At 67.4% G+C, this 16,265-nt stretch carries 16 protein-coding genes and 1 pseudogene; all 17 read left to right on the forward strand.

Going from position 1 to position 16,265, the window contains the following annotated elements; translation table 11 throughout:
* Positions 1 to 14: 14 nt before the first annotated feature.
* The 17 genes and pseudogenes from OG247_RS23390 (at position 15) to OG247_RS23470 (ending at position 16,083) form a co-directional block, all read left to right on the forward strand.
* Positions 15 to 803 (forward strand): hypothetical protein, encoded by a 789-nt coding sequence (locus OG247_RS23390; protein ID WP_327254089.1) that lies wholly within the window; start codon positions 15 to 17, stop codon positions 801 to 803.
* A 9-nt stretch (positions 804 to 812) separates the two neighbouring features.
* Positions 813 to 1,058, forward strand: coding sequence for a hypothetical protein (locus OG247_RS23395; RefSeq protein ID WP_327254090.1), 246 nt, complete (start codon positions 813 to 815; stop codon positions 1,056 to 1,058).
* Between the two features lie 71 nt (positions 1,059 to 1,129).
* Positions 1,130 to 3,160: a hypothetical protein gene (locus OG247_RS23400; protein WP_327254091.1), complete on the forward strand. Its 2,031-nt coding sequence runs from the start codon at positions 1,130 to 1,132 to the stop codon at positions 3,158 to 3,160.
* An 86-nt stretch (positions 3,161 to 3,246) separates the two neighbouring features.
* Complete coding sequence (locus OG247_RS23405) at positions 3,247 to 4,017, forward strand: peptidoglycan-binding protein (RefSeq protein WP_327254092.1); 771 nt, start codon at positions 3,247 to 3,249, stop codon at positions 4,015 to 4,017.
* Between the two features lie 96 nt (positions 4,018 to 4,113).
* Positions 4,114 to 4,314 (forward strand): hypothetical protein, encoded by a 201-nt coding sequence (locus OG247_RS23410; RefSeq protein WP_327254093.1) that lies wholly within the window; start codon positions 4,114 to 4,116, stop codon positions 4,312 to 4,314.
* Positions 4,315 to 4,366: 52 nt separating this feature from the next.
* Positions 4,367 to 4,945: a deoxynucleotide monophosphate kinase family protein gene (locus tag OG247_RS23415; protein ID WP_327254094.1), complete on the forward strand. Its 579-nt coding sequence runs from the start codon at positions 4,367 to 4,369 to the stop codon at positions 4,943 to 4,945.
* Between the two features lie 180 nt (positions 4,946 to 5,125).
* Positions 5,126 to 5,923 carry a hypothetical protein gene (locus OG247_RS23420; protein WP_327254095.1) on the forward strand — a complete coding sequence of 266 codons (798 nt, stop codon included), beginning with the start codon at positions 5,126 to 5,128 and terminating at the stop codon, positions 5,921 to 5,923.
* 249 nt (positions 5,924 to 6,172) lie between these two features.
* A complete protein-coding gene (locus OG247_RS23425; protein ID WP_327254096.1) occupies positions 6,173 to 7,015 on the forward strand; it encodes a hypothetical protein in 843 nt (280 codons plus the stop codon).
* A 164-nt stretch (positions 7,016 to 7,179) separates the two neighbouring features.
* Positions 7,180 to 7,884 (forward strand): hypothetical protein, encoded by a 705-nt coding sequence (locus OG247_RS23430; RefSeq protein WP_327254097.1) that lies wholly within the window; start codon positions 7,180 to 7,182, stop codon positions 7,882 to 7,884.
* Positions 7,885 to 8,067: 183 nt separating this feature from the next.
* Positions 8,068 to 8,352 carry a hypothetical protein gene (locus OG247_RS23435; RefSeq protein WP_327254098.1) on the forward strand — a complete coding sequence of 95 codons (285 nt, stop codon included), beginning with the start codon at positions 8,068 to 8,070 and terminating at the stop codon, positions 8,350 to 8,352.
* 174 nt (positions 8,353 to 8,526) lie between these two features.
* Positions 8,527 to 9,030, forward strand: a complete 504-nt coding sequence (locus OG247_RS23440; RefSeq protein WP_327254099.1) for a hypothetical protein — start codon at positions 8,527 to 8,529, stop codon at positions 9,028 to 9,030.
* Between the two features lie 48 nt (positions 9,031 to 9,078).
* Entirely contained in the window at positions 9,079 to 11,553 is a 2,475-nt protein-coding gene (locus OG247_RS23445; RefSeq protein WP_327254100.1) for a phage/plasmid primase, P4 family, read from the forward strand.
* 29 nt (positions 11,554 to 11,582) lie between these two features.
* Positions 11,583 to 12,056: pseudogene (locus OG247_RS23450) on the forward strand (DNA cytosine methyltransferase); the annotation flags it as partial.
* A 324-nt stretch (positions 12,057 to 12,380) separates the two neighbouring features.
* On the forward strand, positions 12,381 to 12,509 hold the full coding sequence (locus OG247_RS23455; protein ID WP_327257830.1) for a hypothetical protein: 129 nt from the start codon (positions 12,381 to 12,383) through the stop codon (positions 12,507 to 12,509).
* A 72-nt stretch (positions 12,510 to 12,581) separates the two neighbouring features.
* Entirely contained in the window at positions 12,582 to 14,429 is a 1,848-nt protein-coding gene (locus OG247_RS23460) for a DNA polymerase (protein ID WP_327254101.1), read from the forward strand.
* A gap of 452 nt (positions 14,430 to 14,881) precedes the next feature.
* Complete coding sequence (locus OG247_RS23465; RefSeq protein ID WP_327254102.1) at positions 14,882 to 15,766, forward strand: hypothetical protein; 885 nt, start codon at positions 14,882 to 14,884, stop codon at positions 15,764 to 15,766.
* Between the two features lie 50 nt (positions 15,767 to 15,816).
* The gene (locus OG247_RS23470) at positions 15,817 to 16,083 is read left to right on the forward strand and encodes a hypothetical protein (protein WP_327254103.1); all 267 of its coding nucleotides are present in this window, start codon (positions 15,817 to 15,819) and stop codon (positions 16,081 to 16,083) included.
* Positions 16,084 to 16,265: the final 182 nt, after the last annotated feature.

A 16,265-nucleotide genomic window follows, 5' to 3' on the forward strand; every position in this document is an offset into this window, starting at 1 on the left:
TGCCTCCGTCTCTGGTGAACGAGCTTGCGGAGGTCAAGCGCCGGCTGTCCGCCGTTGAGCGGGCCCCCGCACCCATAAACAAGTTTGACCGGTATCCGCAAGTCGAATGGGCGGCCCAGGGGCGCCCCGCCGTGGGCGGAAACATCTGGTCATCGGTCAGCATCGCGAACGTCACGGGGCTGACCTTCGATCGGGTCGAATGCAAATTCATCACCGACTTCCTTTCCACGGGGAAGCGGGAAGCGGAGGTTCGCCTAGCCGCATTCCGCCACACCGGCAAGGGTGAACGGGAGATCGTCAGTGCCTCCGCTGTCCTGAACCTCACTGGGGACACGGAACGTCTGATCGGCTCCGTGGTCATGCGCTGGGTCCACGGCATCCCGTACGGCTGGGACTATGCCAATGACACCACGATTTACACGATCGAACTTCAGCATCGGTACAAGGTCGGCCCGGAGACGCACACGCCGGGCACGGTCGATGTGTTCGCGTTCTACAAGCCGACGAACAAGAGCGCGCCCAGTACCGGCGGCCCGCTGGAAATGCCCAATAACACTAGCTACGAAACGATGGTTCTGCCGAAGTCCCGTGCCAACGTCGGGGCGGGCTGGGTCACCATTCCGGAAATCGTCGGGGACAGTGACCTGTACGGCTCATACAGCATTTCCGCCATGCACTACTGCGTGGGGCTGCCGGCCGAACGAATCCCGGAAGCCTCCGCCAAGGGCTGGGCCTGGGTGCGCAATTCCGGAGCTTCGTGGGGCCGCAACGCCGATATCACGGAGCCGTACTTCTTCGTCTAAGGGGGCTGCATGGATCTGGCCCGACTTTACGGGTCCGCTGAGATCGTCGCCCCGCTCCTGGTGTTCATTGCGTTCTCGCTCAGCCGGTGGAAGACCGGTATGCGCGAAGCGTGGCGGACGGAGGCGGAAGCCTTCGCGAGCAAGGCCCAGCGGCAGGCGGACGAGATTGTTGAACTTCGCCGTGAGGTGAAGGAGCTGAGGCGGGAGAACCAGGAGCTTCGCGCCCAGGTGGCTGAACTCCTGGCACGCCCGTAGAACCAACCGGAGGGCGCCCCCTACTCGTGTGAGTGGGGAGGCGCCCCCTTTGCATGTCTGGGGGGACACGCATGACCACACCACTGCCCGCGGAGATTCCGACCGTCCGCGTCCATGGCCAGTACCGGGGGCCGGACGGGCGAGCGCTCGCCGGGACCATCACCTTCACCGCGCCGGGGCTCTTGACCTTCCCGGCTTCAGACCTGTTCATCGGCGGACCCGTCGTGGCAACGCTGGACGAGACCGGCGCCTTCTCCGTCACCCTGCCCGCCACCGACGCGCCCCAGATGAACCCCAGCGGCTGGGCCTGGGCGGTCAAGGAGAACCTTGCCGGGATCGTGGGGAGCCGGAACTTCGCTCTGTTGCTGCCGAAGGCCGTACCGGACGTGGACCTTGCCGACGTGGCGCCGGCCGACCCGACCACACCCAACTACGTCCCCGTACCGGGTTCCCAGATCCTGAGCGGCAGCACGGTCCCGGCGGCATCCCTGGGCGCCAACAGTGACTTCTACACCCAGTACGACGTTCGGACCTTGCTGGGCGTCACGCATACCACCGTGACTGTGTGGAAGAAGAGCGGCGGCACCTGGGCCAAGGTGGGCGGGGACATCCGGGGCTCTCAGTGGTACGTGAACACCGGCACCACGCCCAGCACGGACGCGAAGCCGGGAGACCTTCTTCTTCGCTCGGATACGGGCGACTTCTGGCAGCGGACCGGCTCCGGCTGGGGCTCGTCCATCGGCAACCTGAAGGGCCCGAAGGGTGACGTGGGAACGCCGGGCAGCAAGGTCTACGCCTTTGCCAACGGCACTGAGGCAACCGGCGTGGGAGTGCCTGACGACTTCGCCATTCGGACCGACACAGGCAACCTGTACCTGTACGTGGCCGGGACAGGTTGGACGAACAAGGGCAGCATCAAGGGCCCGACCGGGGCAACAGGCCCGGCCGGTCCCCAGGGCCCGAAGGGCGACCCGGGCACCGGCAACGTGAACACGGTGAACGGCAAGCTGGGGCCGGACGTGGTTCTAGTGCCTGCCGACATCGGCGCCGTTCCTGCGGCCGGTCCGGCAACGATCACGCTGCCCGCCGGCTCAAGCGCGCTCGCGCTCGCGGTGAAGTCTGCCGACAACGCTACGAACTCCATGGAGGTCCGTTCCACGGGCAGCGTCCGCTTTCAGCCGGGCAACGTCTACATAGACAAGAATCTGAGGGTTGGCGGAGCGTCAGCAGCGACCGGCAACGGGGCCGGGGTCCTGGTCGTGCAGGATGGCACCGCCCCCAACGCGTCCGTGACGGACGGCGCAATCGTCTACGCGGAAGCCGGTGTTCTCAAGGTCCGGCAGGCTGACGGCACGGTTGTCACGGTCGGCTCTGTACCGGCTGGAACGGTCACCTCCGTCAATACGAAGTCCGGCCCGGCGGTCACGCTCACGGCTGCCGACGTGTCCGCGCTCGCGACCACAACCCGGGGCGCTGCCAACGGGGTGGCTTCGCTGGACGGCTCGTCCAAGTTGCCGGTTGCCAACCTGCCCGACTTGGCAAATCCGGACCGGTGGCTTCCTTCGGACCTGGGACTAGTCGCCTGGGCGTTCGACCCGGCAACGGCCATCTCTACCCCGGCCTTCACCGGCAACGGCACGCTGCGCTTCGCTGCGGTGGTGATCCGGGAGACGGTCACGGTCAGCAAGATCGCCTTCCACTTCGGGGGCTACTCGGAGAAGTTGACCGCTGGGTCCTGGGCTGCCATCTACACCACGGCCGGCGTGCGAAGGGCGACCACAGCAGACATGGCCGGGGTGGCTGTGGTGCCCGGAGTCCACAACGCGGGAGGCGCCACAGTTGGGGCACCCCTGACGGCCAGCGTGAGCCTGACCCCCGGCGTGTACTACGTCGGGTTCGTCTTCCGCTACGCCGCTTCCGATGGGCCGATGCTCCTTCAGCTTGAGAACGGCTTTGGTGCACCGCCGAACGTCTTCGGGCTCAACGCGGTCAAGCGCTTCGGCGTATGGGCCGGTGGGACCGTTGCCAACACGGCACCGGCCAACATCGACACGGCGAGCATCGACAACGGGGCCAACCGCTTCTGGGCAGGGTTGGCCTGAGCCCAGGCAATGCACTCCCCAGACCCCAGGTGAGAACACAGCCCCCGTCCGGCTTCGGGCGGGGGCTTCGCATCTGAGGGGGATGAATGCAGCTCGTGACGCGCGCCCAGTGGGGTGCACGCACGCCCGACAACGGGCACACGGCGGTAGCCCGGAACCGGGGCGTCAAGGTTCACTACCTGGGCAGCCCGTACACGGCCGGCGACCACAGCACCTGTGCGCCGTACATGCGCAAGATCCAGCGCGACCACATGGACGGCAATGGTTGGGCCGACTTCGCCTACAACTTCGGCGTCTGCGAACACGGCGTTGTCTTCGAGGGCCGGGGCCTGAACGCGCAGAACGCGGCCAACGGCAACACGGCTTTGAACAGGGACCACTTCGCCGTGGTCGCGTTCGTCGGTAGCTCCGGCCACACGAAGCCGACCGACGCACAGGTTCAGGGGATCAAGGACGCGATTGCCTACCTGCGGGCCCACGGCGCCGGAGACGAGATCCGCGGTCACCGCGACGGGTACGCCACCGACTGTCCCGGCCCGGCCCTGTACGCGCTCGTGAAGTCCGGAGCCCTTGAGCCCGGAGGCTCGAAGCCGGACCCGGAGCCCCAGGGCTTTGCCCAGTTCCCGGGAGCCGCGTGGTTCAAGAGCAACCCGAACAGCGCGCTCGTCACCGCCATGGGCCGCCGGCTCGTGGCTGAGGGGTGCTCCGCCTATGCGGAGGGACCGGGCCCGCGCTGGACGGATGCTGACCGCCGGTCCTACGCGAAGTGGCAGCGCAAGTTGGGCTACTCCGGCTCCGACGCGGACGGGTGGCCCGGCAAGACGAGCTGGGACAAGCTCCGCGTCCCGAAGGTCTGACCGTCACCGCCCGTACCGCTCAGCGCTCGCGCGTGGACGAGCTGGCCCACGACGCGGCGCACACCATCACACACAGCAACCAACAGGGGGAACATCATGGAGTTCGTTAAGACGCACCCGGCCCGCATCTACGCCGTAGTGGTCGCTGCACTCGCGCTCACCGCGCACTTCGTACCGTCGCTGCCGTCCGCGCTCATCCTGGGTGTGGTCGCGGCCGTGCTCGGTACCGGTGAGGCAGTCCAGCGGGTGGAGAATGGCAAGACCCTGGGCGCCTACACGGGCCAGTACCGACCGTAGGCAATCGGCACCCCAGACCCCCGGCGAGAACACTTCGCCGAAGGGGACTGGGATGACGTACCGACACATCGCACTCATGGGCCGGGCCGGGTCGGGCAAGGACGCCGTGGGCCGCCGGCTCGTCCGCTCGTGGGCCTACACGCGGGTGGCCTTCGCGGACCCGCTCAAGGAGATGGCGCTCCGCATTGACCCCGTGGTCAAGTACGAGCCCGCCGGGTTCGGCCCGGTCCCGGTCCGCCTTACCGACGTGGTAAACCGCTGGGGCTGGGAAGAGGCCAAGCGCCGAAGCCCGGAGATCCGGCGCACGCTTCAGCGCATGGGTCAGGCCGTGCGCAAGCACGACCCGAATTTCTGGGTGGCGCTCGCCATGGACAAGGTTGCCGTTGCCGACGTGTGGAACCTGCCGGTTGTCGTCACCGACGTGCGGCACGTCAACGAGTGTGAGGCCCTGAAGAGCCGGGGCTTCACGCTCGTCCGGGTGATCAGGCCCCAGGCGCCGGCGCTGGGAGCCAACGCGGCTCACGTAAGCGAGACCGCGCTTGACGACTACCCGGCGGATCTCACCGTTGCCAACGTCGGCACCCTTGCTGATCTGCACTGTTCCGCGGACACACTCGTTCAGTACCGCTGACTTTCAGCCCCTCACCCTTCACCGGGTGGGGGGCTTCAGTCATTTTCTGGCCCTACTCGCGCGAGTAGGGAGAACTGGCCTTTTCGCTGGGCCGGTTGGGTGTACCTTCCTTCTCGAAAAGCCGAGCGGAGGGGGCGCCTGATGCCCAGCGTCGGCACGAGCTGAAGGAAGAAGGACCCCGTGGCAAGCACCCCTGAGAAGGCCACCGACCCCGACCAGACCCCGGCGCTGTGGGACGCGGAGACGGAAGCCCTGATTGCCGAGAGTGCCGCCCAGGTCGAGAAGGGTTTGGTCCTGGGCATCGAACTCCGCAACCTGGGGCGGGAGGTGTCGCACGCTCAATTGAAGATGCGGATTCGCACGCCTCACCCGAAGACCGGTCTCCCGGATCTTCTCGCCTCCGGCGGCCCGGCTCAGCGGCAGGCGCGGGAGATTTACGACCGGGTGGAGAAGAAGATTTCCCCGGAGGACGAAGAGCGCTTCGCGTCGCTGGACAGCCTGAAGAAGGCGGCCTACAACCGGAACTCTGACGTGCTTGTGGAGTGGCTGCGGGCCTTCGACACGTCGGAGGGGGACGACGCCCTTGAACTGGCCCGTGACGTGTTCCCCGGCGTGGCCACCCGCTACGAGAAGGCGAAGGCGAAGGCGAAGGACGGTCAGGCCCCCAGCCTGACGGAGGAGATTTACAAGGAGTACACGAAGGCCGGAGTGACCCTCCCGCGGAAGGGCAAGACGGAGCTTGACCGGGAGTACCGGGAGCGCAAGGTCCTTCAGGCTGCGGGCAACAAGCTGAGCGACGAACAGGAAGCCCGGCTCACGCCGTTGGCCCGGGTGACGAGCTACTTCGACTCCATGAGTCACGAGCTGACGAAGACAGAGAAGAACGTGGGAGCCCTCACGGCTGCCCAGAAGCGCAAGGCGAAGGCCCGGCTGGGGGAGATTGCAGAGGAAGCGCAGAGGCTCGCGGACAGCCTCTGACGCCCCGCTCCACCCCTACGCGAAGCCCCGTCGGACCCCAGCGGACCGGCGGGGCTTCGTCGTGGCCGGCGGTGGTGACGAAGTGACGGAACAGGGTTCTTTCTCTGTTCCACCCATGGAGCAACCAACACCAGTACATAGGGCTTCAACCGGCACCGGGCGTCACTTCGCCACTTCGTCACTGCCGAGGCAATCCACTCCCCAGACCCGTGGTGAACCATCCACCACGAGCCCAGGGGGGCCCGGCCCATGGCCCAGATTCGCACCATCACCCGAAGCGGCACCCGCTTCTACTTCGACCCGGACAAGCCTGACCTGAAGGTCCCCGGCGTCACCTCCGTCATCAGCATGTTGCCGAAGCCCTTCCTCGCGTTCTGGAACGCCCGGATGGTGGCGGAGCTTGCCGTTGACTCCCTGCCCTTCGTCCAGCAGATGGCGGAGCGGGACCGGCAGGGAGCCGTTGACTACCTCAAGGGGGCGGCCCGCAGGTACACGAAGGCGCGCGCTGACCTGGGCAGTGACGCCCATGACCTCTTTGAGCGGCTGATCCGCGGTGAGCACGTGGGCAGGGTCCACCCGGACCTTGAGCCCTACCGCAAGCACTTCCTTGAGTTCCTTGAGGCGGTCAACCCCGAACTCGTCCGCGCCGAAGACATCGCGTGGTCGGACGAGCACGGCTACGCCGGCAGCTTCGACGCCATCTTGAACGTGTGGCTGGACGAAGAGGGGAAGCCCACTCCGGACCGCTCCGGCGAGCGGCACACGGTCATTGCGGACTGGAAGACATCGAAGGCCACCTACCCGGACGTGGCCCTTCAGATGTCCGCGTACGCGCACGCAGACCGCATCATCGGGCCGGACGGAACGAGTGAGCCCATGCCCGACTTCGACGGGGCCTGTGTCCTGCACATCACGGACGAGACGTGGGAGTTCAAGCCCGTCCGCATCGACTCCGCCGACGTGTTCGCCACCTTCCTCCGTCTCCGTGAGGTCTTCACCTGGGACCGGGAGGTCTCGAAGACCGTGCTGGGCCGCGCCATTGCGAAGGCGGCCGGGCAGCTCGTCACGGGCACCCAGCGCCGGGCCAAGTAGCCCAGGCCCTTGCAGTACCGCCCCCGGTGGCTTCGGCTGCCGGGGGCTTTCTGTTGTCCCCAGCCTGTGGGCAATCGACGCCCCAGACCCCGGGTGAAGGGGGACGGAGCGGCTGGCCACGAGCCCCGCCCTTCCCCCTGATCAACCAACCCCAGGGGGACAACGTGGGACTTCAGATTTTCGCTACCGACCCGGACGCGAAGCCGAAGCCGAAGCCGGAGAACGACTTCAGCAACGATCACACCTTCTCGTTCCGGTCCGGCATGGTCGTGAACAAGAAGCCGGTCAGCCTCGCGAAGTGGCGGGTCACCACCGGCGATCCGACCGTTGCTGACGCGGTGGCCCAGCTCCTGGGCGGCAGCGCGGAGGAGTACGACCCGACGAAGGAACAGAACCTTCACGTCCTCACCGATGCGGACACGGTGGAAGTCGTCATCGACGGCAGCCGCGCCATTGAGGACAAGCTCATTCTCTGGGGCCGTACCGGTCCCATCCACGAGTGCGACGGGGTGGCCTTCCTGTCCCCGCCGGAGCGCAAGGGGGAGCCGTGCGGCTGCCCGAAGCTCATGACGGAGCGCAAGGAGCTCGCGCGTCAGGGCATCGGTCCGGCACCGGCCATCAACATCACCTTCCGTCTGGCCCATGACTACGAGCTTGGCAAGGGCCGGTTCATCGCGTCCGCGTGGTCGCTCGCGGAGGTGATCCACGAAGTCAAGGACGCCCTTGACGACGTGGAGGGTGAGGCCCTGTGCAAGTTCACCCTTGAGCACGTCAGCTACGTGAACAAGGCGGGGGTCAAGGTGGACTTCCGTAAGCCGGTCATTGAGGTGATCGGCTCGTACAACGACGCTGTGGCGGAAGACCGTTGACCGGCTTTCTGCCCGGCTCATTCCTTGCAGCACCGGCAGGGAGCGGGGAGTTCCTGACGCTCCTTCGTTCCCTGCCGGACCCGGCCCTGAAGGCGCCGCTGTGGGAGTGGAAGCCGGGCGAGATTCGGCACGTGATCAGTGAGCGCCGGCGACGGTTCGGCGTGGACGAAGAGGAGCACGTCTATGGGTAAGCGCGGGACGGTCTCCGACTATGCGGGAAACCCGCTGTACCGCGGGGACCTGATCACCTACGGCGCCCGGCAGGGGAACCGCGTCAGGATGGCCGACGCGATCATTGACCGGGTCACGGTCCGCAAGGTGGACGGCATCCTTCGCCCGATGCTCCGCGTCCAGCCGACCGGGACCGAATCCGGGTTCGTACCGCGGAAGCGGCTCCGGAAGGAGTGGATCTCCACGGAGCACGCGCGGCTGTGCCTGCCGGACGTGACGGGCGAGCGAGACCAGTAACAGCACGAGAAGGGCCGGACGGTATCCGCTGGGATGCTGTCCGGCCCTTCGTCATACGCCCTACTCGCGCGAGTAGGGACACGGGGGGACCAATGGATACAGCAACGGCCGTGCTTGTCGGGTGGCTCGTGTTCAACGCGGGCTTCTTCGTCGGGGCTTGCTTCGGGGGCCGCCGTGGCTAACCCGTCGAAGGCCAAGGGGACCGCCTGGGAGTCTGCGGTTCGCGACTACATGAACAAGGCCCTGGGGCTCGTGGACGAGACGGGGAAGTTCGTTGACATCTTCTCTGCTCTCAACGTTCGCCGGGCCGCCCAGGAAGGCGCGCGGGACGTGGGTGATGTGCACGCCGCACCCTTCGTTCTGGAGTGCAAGGACGTGAAGGCGCTGGCCGTTCCTGCGTGGCTTCGTCAGGCCCACGTTGAAGCCGATCACGCCGGGTTCCCGTACGGCGTGGTGGTGCACAAGCTCCGCCGGGCGGGAGTCGGCAAGGGCAAGGTCCACTTCGGCGTGCGCACCTGGACACGGGCCCGCCTTGCCCTGGGCGTAACCACGACCCAGATGCGCGAGCGGTACGCCTTCGTCCCGGCGGTGCGCGGTCTCGCCTCCGCCCGGTGGTACCTGACCACGGACCTTGAGCACTTCACCCGGCTCGTGGCAGACCTCCGCACGGCCCCGTAGGGCAGGCAATCCACGCACTAGAAGCCGAGAGAAGAAGGAGGTTCCCTCATGCTTTTCTCTGACGTTCTCTCGCGCTTCTCCCAGGTGACCGAAGAGGCGGACGGGGGCTATCTCGCCCTGTGCCCCGGGCACGGCGACTCCCGCCCGTCCCTTCGGATCTGGCGGGGCGATGACCACAAGGTCCGCATCACGTGCCGCGCCGGCTGCCGCACAGAAGAGGTGATCACGGCTGCCGGTCTCCGTTGGGTGGACCTGTTCGACGCTGCCGGGGAGGGCCTGACCGTCTCGTCCGCGCGCCCCCAGCTCGTGGGCCCGGAGTACACGGCAGCGCTCGCCCGGTACGTGGACGAGTCCGCTTTCCTACTCCAGAAGCGGGACGACGAAGCCGCCGCTCGCGCTGCCCAGTACGCCGCGGGGCGCTTCGGCATCGACCTTGCCGGCGCCCAGGAGTACGGGCTTGGAGTGGACAACGGGGAGTTCATCACCGGCTTCCCCTACCGCTCCCGGTCCTTCCTCGCGTTCCCGCGGCTTACCGTCCCGCTCCGCGACTTCACCGGCGTGGCCCGCGGGCTTCAGGGCCGGGACCTCACCGGGCAGTGCCCCGGGCGGTGGCTGTCCTTGATGAACCCCGAAGGGGCCCGCTGGGCTCAGTACGGCGTGTTTCGCGGCGGAGGCGGGTACGGAGTCGCCATCGTCACGGAGGGCCCCGGCGACGCGCTCACTGCCGTGGCCGTGGGCTACGACACTGTGGCCGTGCGGGGCGCGAGTCTGGCCGGGAACCCGGACCTGATCCGGGAGTTGGCGGAGGGACTTCGGGGCTCGCAGGTCATCGTTGCCGGTGACCACGACCCGGCCGGGCTGGGCTTCACCCAGCGTCTGGCGGAGGGCCTTGCCGCCCACGGCGTGGACGTGTTCGCACTCGACATCCCCACGGCCGGGCACGACCTGACCCGGTGGCGCGAGGATGACCCGAACGCCTTCCCCACAGCCCTTCACCGCGCGGTCAAGGCGGCCCGCCCAGTCCGACCCGCCGGCAGCGCGCTCGTGGACGGAGAGACCGGGGCACTCGTACCGGACTCCGACGAAGGCGCCCGTGCCGTCCAGCTCATGCGGGACTTCGCGGAGCGCTACGGCTCGTCCGACGTGCTCAACGCACACGCATTGGTCGCCTTCCTGCGGGGAACGATCAAGCACGCGCCGGGGCTGGGTTTCTACATGTGGAACGGGAAGGTCTGGGAGCGGAGCGACACCCGCGTTCGTCAGGCCATCCACTACATGGGGGCCGCCCTCACCGTGGCAGCCGCGGAGATCAGCGCGGAGCACGCGGAAGCGGGCGGAGACCCGAAGGAAGACCCCGGTGCCGCCCTCAAGAAGGTGGCCCTGGGCTTCACCCAGACACGACACATCGACTCCCTGATACGGGAGCTTCGCGCGGTCCCGTCCGTCCACGTGGACGCCTCCGCCTTCGACGCGCACCCGCACCTTCTGACCTTCGCCAACGGCACCGTGGACCTACGGTCCGGGGATCTGAAGCCGCACAGCAAGGGGGACTTGCTGACGTACGGGCTGGACATCGACTACCGGCCCGAAGCCGAGTGCCCGCGGTGGCTGTCCTTCCTTCTCGAAGTATTCCCAGGGAGCCCGGAGTTGGCGGACTACTTCCGCCGGCTCGTGGGCTACGGCATCACCGGCAGCGTTCAAGAACAGTGCTTCGTTGTCCTGTGGGGCAAGGGCGCCAACGGGAAGAGCGTTGCCACGGACACGTTGACCACGGTGTTCCGCAGCATCACGCGAACCACGGCCTTCAGCACCTTCGAGGAGAAGCCCAGCGGCGGAATCCCCAACGACATTGCCCAGCTCCGCGGGAGCCGGCTCGTCATGGCGAGCGAAGGCGAGAGCGGCAAGCCCATGTCGGAGGCGATCCTCAAGCGTGCGTCCGGCAAGGACGTGATGACCGCCCGGTTCATGCGGCAAGAGTTTTTCGAATTCAAGCCCAGCTTCCTTATCGTCCTTTCCACGAATCACAAGCCCCGCTTCAGGGGCCAGGACGAAGGTCTCTGGCGACGGGTTCGCATGATCCCCTTCACGCGGTACTTCGCTCCGCACGAGCGTGACCCCTACCTAGACCAGAAGCTCACCGCGGAGGCGGAGGGCATTGCCGCCTGGGCGGTCAAGGGCGCCATGGAGTGGCACGCCTCCGGCCTTCAGGACCCGCCCGTCATCGCGGATGCCACCCGGGAGTACCGCGAGACGAGCGACGCGTTGGCCGGGTTCTTCCCTGGCGTCCTTGACCGGGACGACACGGCCCAGATGCCCGGCGCGGACGCCTTCACGGCGTATCTCGACTGGTGCGAAGCGGAGAACCTGCCGCTCAAGGAGCGCTGGACCCGACGCGCCTTCTTCGGAGCCATGGAAGAGCGCGGAGTGATCCGCAAGAAGACCAACCGGGGCGTGGCGCTCGTAGGCGTCCGTCCAGCCGGCGACGCTCCGGCACCGACCGGCCCCGGCATCTTCGCGGGCTGACCTCACGACCGACAGGGGGCGCGCTCGTCATGCCCATTTTGGAGTTGTGCGCCGGGTACGGGGGCCTGGGCCTAGCCGTGGAAGCCCTGACTGGAGAGCGCATCCGCTACGTGGCGGAGAGCGACCCGCACGCCTCACTGATTCTTGCCGCCCGCTACCCGGACGCCCCGAACCTCGGGGACATCACGGAAATCAACTGGGAGGCACTGCAAGGAGAAGTAGACATCATCACGGCCGGGTTCCCCTGCCAGGGGATATCCAACGCCGGTAGAAGGAGGGGGCTAGCCGACGAACGATCAGGAATCTGGTTCGACGTCCTCAAATCCATTCGCACACTTCGACCACGAGTCGTCTACCTGGAAAACGTCGCGGCAATCCGGCGCCGCGGACTCCCGGAAGTTCTCGGGGGATTGGCCGCGAGCGGGTACGACGCGAAATGGTGCAGCTTCCGCGCTTCAGAAATTGGAGCCCCGCACCACCGCGACCGCTGGTTCTGCGTCGCCACACCTGAAGGGGCAGGCGCACGAGAAGAAGTGGCCTTCGAAGCCCGCGGAGGAGGTGAACACCGGGACGCCGGTCCTGCCGGTGGTGCTCGTCTTCTTCCCTACTCCCACAGCATCGGACGGAGCCGGGGGGCCGGGAGGCTCGAAGAGCACCCAGGGCGGTCCGAACCTTCGGACGCTCGTTACTCGCCTGCCGCATGGTGGGGAGAGTTCCTTCCCACCGTCCGCCGATGGGAAGTCCTGACCGGACGACCGGCCCCGGCTCCCACGGAGCGGGGACCGCGCGGAGGCATCCGGCTCACCCCGGCATGGACTGAGTGGCTGATGGGCCTTCCGTCCGGCTGGGTCACCGACGTACCCGGCCTGAACCGCAAGGCCCAGCTCCGCGCCATCGGCAACGGGGTCCTTCCCGCCCAGGCGCTTGCTGCGTTCCAGCACCTACTTCAGCACTGACAACCGCACACCCGAAGAGCCTGCCCGGCATGTCTGGGCGGGCTCTTCGTCGTATCTGGGGGGAGACCGACCGTGGAGACCTACCGCCACGAAGTCGCCGGCGACCCGGTGACCGTCCACGTACCGCAGACCCGCGCAGACCTTGACGCCTTCCGGGCGTGGCTCACCGAAGCCGAACGGCGCGGCCCGATCGCTCTGGACACTGAGACGACCGGATTGAACATCTACAGCCCCGGCTACCGGCTCCGCACGGTCCAGTTCGGGGACGCTTTCACAGCCTGGGTGATTCCCTGGGAGCGCGGGCCCGCATTCCAGTCCGCCGCTCGCGCTGCCCTCCGCCGGGTGCCCCGCTTCCTGATCCACAACGCCCCGTTCGACTGGGCCGTACTGGACAGGCACGCCGGGGTGCCGCTCGAATCGCTCGCCCCGCGCACTACGGACACCCGCTTGAAGGCCGGGCTTCTGGACCCGCGGCAACCCCAGGAAGGTGGCATCGGGACCGGGCTCAAGCCCCTGTCCGCGTACTGGGTGGACCCCTCCGCCCCGGACACCCAGGGCGACTTGACCCAGGTCTTCCGAAGCCTGGGCCTGACGAAGGCCACCGGCTGGGCAGCCATTCCGCTCAGCAACCCCACCTTCGCGTTGTACGCCGGACTGGACGTGATCTACACGGCCCGGCTGGACCCGGTACTCAGCCGGGAGCTTGCCCGCCTGGGCGTACGGCCCACGCTCGTCCAGTACGAGCACGAGCTAGCCCGCATCACCACGACCATGCAGCGGGCGGGCATGGTCCTTGATCAGGACTACGTACGGGAACTGAGTGCGTCCCTGACTGCCGAAGAGCACCACTTCGCGGGTGTGGCCCGCCGGTACGGAGTCGAGAACGTCAACGCACCCCGGCAGATAGCCGAAGCCCTCACGGGCATGGGTGAGCACCTGGGCGAGCGCACCGCATCCGGCGCCGTGAAGGTGGACAAGGCCGTTCTCTCCGCGCTCGCGGACCTGTCCCTTCAAGGGGAGCGCCTTCACGTCCGGACTCCCAACCCGCTCGCGGAAGCCGTGATCCGATCGAAGAGGGCGGGCAAGTGGCGGAGTACCTACGCGGACACCTTCCTTGAAGTGATGGACGCCGGGGGCCGCGTGCACCCGTTCATCAACTCCATGCAGGCCCGGACGGGCCGCATGTCTGTGACCCGGCCGGCGCTTCAGACCCTGCCCAGCTCAGACCAGATGATCCGCCGGGCCCTGCTCGCGGACCCCGGTCACGTCATGATCAGCGTGGACTTCAGCGCCATTGAGATGCGGGTCCTTGCCGGTCTCGCCGGGGTCACCCGCATGACAGAAGGCTTCCTCCGCGGGGAAGACATCCACTGGTTCACGGCCCGGCTCGTCAAGGGCGAAGGCGCCACGGAGAAGGACCGCAAGGTCTTCAAGGGTGCGGGCTTCTCGAAGGTCTACGGCGGAGGCGTCCGCACGGCAGCACGGCAGACAGGCGCGAGCGAAGAGGCCATGCGCCGGGCCTTCGCGGAGTATGACCGGCTGTACCCGGAGATCAAGCGAGCGTCCGCCCGGTGGCAGCGCGAAGCCTTCGAGTCCGGCATGGTCACCGTGTCCGCCACCGGTCGCCGGCTCCCGCTGGACCGTGACCGCACGTACGCCGTGGTGAATTACCAGTGCCAGTCAGCCGCGCGGGACTGCCTGGGTCAGGCCCTGCTGAACATCGAAGAAGCCGGGCTCCTGGACATGCTCAAGCTCCCAATTCATGACGAAGCGCTCCTTTCCGCACCGCGTGAAGACGCCCGGGACGTTGCCCGCGCGGTAGAGAAGGCAATGACCTTCGACCTGTTCGGGGTGCCCATCGTGGCCGAAGCCGAAATCGGCGGACGCTCCTGGGGCAGCCTGTACGGCGCGGACTACTGACCGACCCAGGCCCCGTCTCCCCGGACCCCATCCGGCGGCAGGCGGGGCTTCGTCGTGCCGCCCTACTCGCGCGAGTAGGGCCCTGTTCCCGCAACCCATTTAAGAACCGATCACGGTCCGGTCTCGCGCTCATCCTGCGGGATGAACCCGGGTCACGGCCCGTGCGGACTCCACAACTCTGCGTTCGTGACGCGGCTCTAACTCCTTGAAACCACCGGCGGGCCCGCACCGCTCGCCGGCTCCGACCACAGACGTACGGCCTTGATCAAGCCCCGCGTCAAGCACCCCCGGCAGGGGGCTTGATTCGCCGTGCCCTTTTACAGACAGCCATGGGCTTCGTGCACCCATAAACAGGCGTAAGCGCAGGTCAGACGCGCTGCACGACGGTTCGGCCCTCTCCGGGCAATCGGCTCACCAGACCACGGGTGAGCCAAGCCAAGGAGAGCCCACCCGTGTCCAGCGCACTTGCACTTTCGACCGTCCGCGCCGCCCAGAATGCAGACCTTGAAGCGACCACGGCGGTCATCGAAGCTACGGAGTCCCGCATAGCCGTGCTCGCCCGTAAGGCGGCCCGGCGGATGGCGGAGAGTGGTCCCCGCCACGATGACTACTTTGACGAGTTCACCCAGCAGGGACGCATTGCCGTCTGGGAAGCGCTCGCTCGTTTTGACGAGAACATGAACCCGGACTTCCTGGGCTTCGCGTACACCACCGTGGAGACCACGCTCCTGGGCGCCACCCGCACGGAACGGAATCAGGGCGTGGACGGAGACGCTGCAAAAACGTTCCTGTCCATGCTGGACCGCGCGGGCGGTGACCCGTTCCTTGCCGAGAAGTTGGCCCAGACCGTTCCGCCTGCCGGTCGCCGGCTGAGCGCGGACCGGGCCCACGCTGCCCGTCTCGCCTATCAGGGCGCTGACTCGCTGGACGCCCCGGCGCCGGGCTCCACGGATGACGAGCCCTGGGAGCCGGGAACGTCCACCTACGGAGTGCCGGAGGACTTGATCACGGCGAGCGACGTGGCCCGCGAAGAGGCCCGGGTGAAGAAGGCGCTCGTGCATGGCGTGCTGGACGTGATGGGCGAACGGCAGGCGTACGTACTGCGCGCCACCTTCGGCATTCACCCGGCCCCGTTCTACGGCAACGGCGCGGACGAAGAGCTTGCCGCGGACATGGACACCACCGCGAAGGCCGTACGGGAAGCCCGCTCCAAGGGCCTGAAGAGCTTCGGCAAGCGCTGGATCAAGGCCACCGCCCAGACCCCGGAAGAGGCGGACGAGCTGACTGCCGCCATGGCTGCCCGGCTCACCCGCAAGGGCGCCCTGTGCCCGGCCTGACCGGACGCTCCCCCTTCACCCAGTACCACCGACCCCAGGAAGAGGACCGCATGACCATGCAGACCGTTCGCGAGACGAAGGCCACCATGACCGCCGAAGCCGGCCGCGTACTCGTCTGGCACAACGACAAGGAGAAGGGCTCCGTCTCCCTTGCTGTGCCGGGTGACCGGGCCAAGCTCACCCCGGCCCAGGCCCGGGAGCTGGGTCTCTGGCTCGTGGAAGCGAGCGAGCGCGTCACGGCCCCTGAGCTGGGGGCTTTCCGCACGGCAGCCACGGCCCGTCCGCGCCCGGCGTACAACCCTCCGTCGCGCTGGTGAGTCTCACCTTCCGGGACCTCCGATAGGTGGGAACACCGGCCCGACTTCCGGACGTTGCCCTACTCACGTGAGTAGGGTGACCCGGTATAGCCCCGCTTCGGCGGGGCTTTCTTTTTGCCCCGGTTCACCCTGTTACGGAACCAAGATGATCTTGTGGCATAACACAGGGGCATATGTCAGTG

Source organism: Streptomyces sp. NBC_01244, from assembly GCF_035987325.1.
Taxonomy (GTDB): Bacteria; Actinomycetota; Actinomycetes; order Streptomycetales; family Streptomycetaceae; genus Streptomyces.

Excerpts from the sequence above, each read along its gene's own strand:
- OG247_RS23435 (WP_327254098.1), top strand. The coding sequence starts at position 8,068 with ATGGGTAAGCGCGGGACGGTCTCCGACTATGCGGGAAACCCGCTGTAC.
- OG247_RS23395 (WP_327254090.1), top strand. The coding sequence starts at position 813 with ATGGATCTGGCCCGACTTTACGGGTCCGCTGAGATCGTCGCCCCGCTC.
- OG247_RS23400 (WP_327254091.1), top strand. The coding sequence starts at position 1,130 with ATGACCACACCACTGCCCGCGGAGATTCCGACCGTCCGCGTCCATGGC.
- OG247_RS23410 (WP_327254093.1), top strand. The coding sequence starts at position 4,114 with ATGGAGTTCGTTAAGACGCACCCGGCCCGCATCTACGCCGTAGTGGTC.
- OG247_RS23405 (WP_327254092.1), top strand. The coding sequence starts at position 3,247 with ATGCAGCTCGTGACGCGCGCCCAGTGGGGTGCACGCACGCCCGACAAC.
- OG247_RS23455 (WP_327257830.1), top strand. The coding sequence starts at position 12,381 with ATGGGCCTTCCGTCCGGCTGGGTCACCGACGTACCCGGCCTGAACCGC.
- OG247_RS23445 (WP_327254100.1), top strand. The coding sequence starts at position 9,079 with ATGCTTTTCTCTGACGTTCTCTCGCGCTTCTCCCAGGTGACCGAAGAG.
- OG247_RS23470 (WP_327254103.1), top strand. The coding sequence starts at position 15,817 with ATGACCATGCAGACCGTTCGCGAGACGAAGGCCACCATGACCGCCGAA.
- OG247_RS23415 (WP_327254094.1), top strand. The coding sequence starts at position 4,367 with ATGACGTACCGACACATCGCACTCATGGGCCGGGCCGGGTCGGGCAAG.
- OG247_RS23425 (WP_327254096.1), top strand. The coding sequence starts at position 6,173 with ATGGCCCAGATTCGCACCATCACCCGAAGCGGCACCCGCTTCTACTTC.